Consider the following 3,923-nt stretch of genomic DNA (forward strand, 5'->3'; position numbering starts at 1 on the left):
GAGCAAGCCCGCTCCCACAGGAGATTGCATTCCAAATGTGGGAGCGGGCTTGCTCGCGAAGACTGACTTTCAAACGCCGCAGTCCCTAATGCTTCACCGCCAACTCCACCAGATGATCTTCAATCTCCTCCGGCTTGAGCACCAGCACGTCGCTTTCCAGGGCATCCAGCACCACTTCGGCGGTATTGCCGATCAGTGCGCCCGACAACCCGGTGCGCGCCACAGTGCCGATCACCGTCACCGCCGCCTGCAGCTTGTGCGCCATGAATGGGATCAGCACGTCGGCCGGGCCTTCCTCGATGTGCAGGTGTTCGTCGTCCACATCGAACTCGGCCTGAAACGCCTTGCACTGCTCGCGGTATTTCGCCTCGATGGTTTCCTTGAGTTGAAAGGTCGGATCCGCCGCCGAGAGCATGGGTGACGGATGCGCCGTGATCACATGCAGATGCGCCTTGGCGAGGCTGGCAATGTCGTAGCCGTGATCAATGATCGTGGTGTGCAAATGCCGGTGTTCGCCATCGGCATTGCCCACGTCCACAGCCGCAAGAATCACCCGGTCTTTCCAGGAAGTGGATGTTTTTACCAATAGCACCGGGGTCGGGCAGTGCCGCAGCAGTTTCCAGTCGGCCGGCGTCAGCAGGGCCTTTTTCAGCGCACTGTCGGGATAGTGCTGCTTGACCACCAGCCCGCAGCCTTCGGCCTGCTGCACATCGATGATGGTTTCATGCAGGCTCTCGTTCCACGCCTGTTCGGTGGTCGCGCTGTAGCCATCCGCCAGCAGCGCGGCTTTGAGCACGCCGAGCATGCCGGCGTGGTCGTGCTTGCGGTCGCACACCAGCAGGTGCAGATGGGCCTGGGTCACGCCGGCGATCAACTTGGCGCGCTTGAGCGCCAGGCTTTCCGAATGTTCGGGTTCGATGACCACCAGAATGCTGCGAATGGCTTGCATGAGCGGAGTCTCCAGCAAAGAAAAGGCACGGCGTTGCACAACTATAGTTGCTGCTCATGCGCCTGCGACTTGATACATATCAACGCCTGCGACTGGTGGTCTGCGGGCAGGCCGGTATAATCGGCGGCCTTTGCTCGTACACCTTTTACCGTGAGCCCCATGATCCTTCCCGAAATCCACGAATTCCTTGGCTGCCGCACGCCCGACGCCTGGGTCCAGGCGGCACTGGCCGATCAGGAAACCCTGCTGATCGACCACAAGAACTGCGAGTTCAAGGCCGCCAGTACCGCGTTGAGCCTGATTGCCAAGTACCATTCCCACGTCGACCTGATCAACATGATGTCGCGTCTGGCCCGGGAAGAGCTGGTGCACCACGAACAAGTCATGCGCATCATGAAACGCCGCAAGATCGAGCTGCGCCAGTTGCACGCCGGGCGTTACGCCTCGGGCCTGCGCAAAGTGGTGCGCAGCCATGAGCCGGTGAAACTGGTGGATACGCTGGTGGTCGGCGCATTTATCGAAGCGCGCAGTTGCGAGCGTTTCGAAGCGCTGGTGCCGCATCTGGACGAAGAACTCGGCAAGTTCTATTTCGGCCTGCTGAAAAGCGAGGCGCGGCACTTTCAGGGTTATCTGAAACTGGCTTACCAGTACGGCGACGCGAAGGACATCGCTCAGGTGATCGACAAGGTGCGTGCGGCCGAGCAGGAGCTGATCGAGTCGCCGGACGAAGAGTTCCGCTTCCACAGTGGTGTGCCGGCCGCGGCCTGAAACACAAACTGTTAAAAACTCTTAAGAGTATGAAATATCACCGAAAACCGGCCCCTGCGGCCGGTTTTTGCTGCCCGAAACAACGCCTCGCCGACGAATCCCGCCATACTGTCGCCCACTTCACACATGGGTTGGCAGACGGTCGTTATGGATAACCTGGGTTTTGGCAAAGTCCTGCTGGTCGAAGACGATGAGCGTCTGGCCACGTTGATTGCGCACTTTCTCGAACAACATGGCTACGAGGTGCGCGCGGTGCATCGCGGTGATCTGGCAGTGGCCGCGTTTCTCGAGTTCCAGCCCAAAGTGGTGGTGCTCGACCTGATGTTGCCGGGGCAGAGCGGCCTGCATGTGTGCCGGGAGATTCGCAGTGTGTCGGACACGCCGATTGTCATCCTTACCGCCAAGGAAGACGACCTCGACCATATTCTCGGCCTGGAATCCGGCGCCGACGACTACGTGATCAAACCGATCAAACCGCCGGTTTTGCTCGCGCGGCTACGCGCCTTGCAGCGGCGGCAGATGCCGGAAGCCGGCGTGGTCAGTGCGCTGGAGTTCGGGCGCTTGAGCATCGATCGCAGCTGTCGCGAAGTGCGTCTGGCCGGCGAGATCATCGAAATGACCACCATGGAATTCGAGCTGCTGTGGTTGCTGGCCAGCGCCGCCGGCAAGACCCTGTCCCGCGATGACATCCTCAATCGCATGCGCGGTATCGCTTTTGACGGGCTCAACCGCAGCGTCGACGTGTACATCAGCAAGTTGCGCAACAAACTCAAGGACAACCCGCGCGAACCGGTGTGCATCAAGACCGTGTGGGGCAAGGGGTATCTGTTCAATCCGTTCGCGTGGGAGCTGTAGATGCTGCGGTTATTCCTCGGGCTGTTTCTGGTGATGACGGTGGGCCTGGTCCTGGCGTTGCAGACTGTCGAGCGTACGTTCGATGCCTTGCTCGACTATCAGATGCAGGACTACAACCGCGAGGCGGTGCGTGGTCAGGCCTGGACGCTGGGGGAGTTGCTGCGCAACCTCGACGGCCCGGCCCGTGAAAAACAATTGCAGGCCCTGCGCCCGCACTATGGCCTGGGGTTGACCTTGGTCGACGCCGATCAACTGGCGCTCAGCGACGAGGAAAAAGCCGAGCTTGCTCAAGGCTTGCTGGTGATCCGCGACAAATACACCCAATACATTTCAGCCATCGACGGCGGCTCGCAACTGCTCAGCATTCGCTTGCCCGCCGAACCCAGCCTGATGCCGTTCTACATTGCCGGTGCCTACTTGATGATCGCCGTGCTGATCGGCTGTGTGTTGTTTTTCTGGGTGCGTCCGCACTGGCGCGATCTGGAAAAACTGCGTCTGGCCGCCGAGCGCTTTGGCGACAACGACCTGTCGGTGCGCATTCAACTGTCCAAGCGCTCGAACATTCGCGATCTGGCTGAACACTTCAACCTGATGGCGGCGCGCATCGAGAGTTTGATCGCCAATCAGCGTGAGCTGACCAACGCGGTGTCCCACGAACTGCGCACGCCGATTGCGCGATTGTCGTTCGAACTCGACCAGCTCAAGCAACAGCCGGACGCCAGCCAGAACCGCGAACTGATCGCCGACATGTACGCCGACCTTGGCGAGCTGGAAGAAATGGTCTCCGAGCTGCTGACCTACGCCAGCCTCGAGCGCGGCGCGACGGTGATCAAGTGCGAAAACATTCAAGCGGCCAACTGGCTCGACAGCGTGGTCGGCAGCGTGGCGCTGGAGGCGGAAGCGGCGGGGGTGCAGTTGCTGATTGGTGATTGCCTGCTCGACACCGTACGCATCGAGCCGCGCTTCATGGCGCGCGCAGTGATCAATCTGCTGCGCAACGCCATTCGTTATGCCGAGCAGCGAGTCGAGGTGACGCTGGTGCGCAGCGGCGATTACTACGAAGTGCGGGTCAACGACGACGGCCCGGGTGTGCCGGTGGAAGGTCGAGAGAAGATCTTCGAGCCGTTCTCGCGGCTGGATGCCAGTCGCGATCGGCGTACCGGTGGGTTCGGCCTGGGTCTGGCGCTGGTGCGGCGGGTGTCGCAGTCTCATGGCGGGCAGGTCGAGGTCGGGGAATCAGTGTGGGGTGGGGCGTCGTTCCGGATGACCTGGGCGCATCTGGACTGATTTGTGTAGACAGGTTGGGCCCTATCGCGAGCAGGCTCACTCCTACATTTGGAATGCATTCCCT

4 protein-coding genes are annotated in these 3,923 nt (G+C 60.7%); 3 read left to right on the forward strand and 1 reads right to left on the reverse strand.

The genetic code is table 11. The features are described 5' to 3' along the window. Positions 1-85: 85 nt before the first annotated feature. A complete protein-coding gene (locus QMX91_RS29520; RefSeq protein WP_135295511.1) occupies positions 86-949 on the reverse strand; it encodes a universal stress protein in 864 nt (287 codons plus the stop codon). Positions 950-1,108: 159 nt separating this feature from the next. Here QMX91_RS29520 and miaE point away from each other — a divergent pair, with 159 nt between their 5' ends. The 3 genes from miaE (at position 1,109) to QMX91_RS29535 (ending at position 3,859) form a co-directional block, all read left to right on the forward strand. Then, a complete protein-coding gene (miaE, locus tag QMX91_RS29525) occupies positions 1,109-1,717 on the forward strand; it encodes a tRNA isopentenyl-2-thiomethyl-A-37 hydroxylase MiaE (protein WP_007965776.1) in 609 nt (202 codons plus the stop codon). A 147-nt stretch (positions 1,718-1,864) separates the two neighbouring features. Next, complete coding sequence (locus QMX91_RS29530) at positions 1,865-2,572, forward strand: response regulator (RefSeq protein WP_027613172.1); 708 nt, start codon at positions 1,865-1,867, stop codon at positions 2,570-2,572. Then, complete coding sequence (locus QMX91_RS29535; RefSeq protein ID WP_282413803.1) at positions 2,573-3,859, forward strand: ATP-binding protein; 1,287 nt, start codon at positions 2,573-2,575, stop codon at positions 3,857-3,859. Positions 3,860-3,923: the final 64 nt, after the last annotated feature.

The sequence above is a fragment of the Pseudomonas sp. PS01299 genome, assembly GCF_029960145.1.
Lineage (GTDB): Bacteria > Pseudomonadota > Gammaproteobacteria > Pseudomonadales > Pseudomonadaceae > Aquipseudomonas > Aquipseudomonas putida_A.

Bases quoted from the DNA above. Each gene is read 5' to 3' on its own strand.
- QMX91_RS29520 (WP_135295511.1), bottom strand. From the start codon at position 949: ATGCAAGCCATTCGCAGCATTCTGGTGGTCATCGAACCCGAACATTCG.
- miaE (WP_007965776.1), top strand. From the start codon at position 1,109: ATGATCCTTCCCGAAATCCACGAATTCCTTGGCTGCCGCACGCCCGAC.
- QMX91_RS29530 (WP_027613172.1), top strand. From the start codon at position 1,865: ATGGATAACCTGGGTTTTGGCAAAGTCCTGCTGGTCGAAGACGATGAG.
- QMX91_RS29535 (WP_282413803.1), top strand. From the start codon at position 2,573: ATGCTGCGGTTATTCCTCGGGCTGTTTCTGGTGATGACGGTGGGCCTG.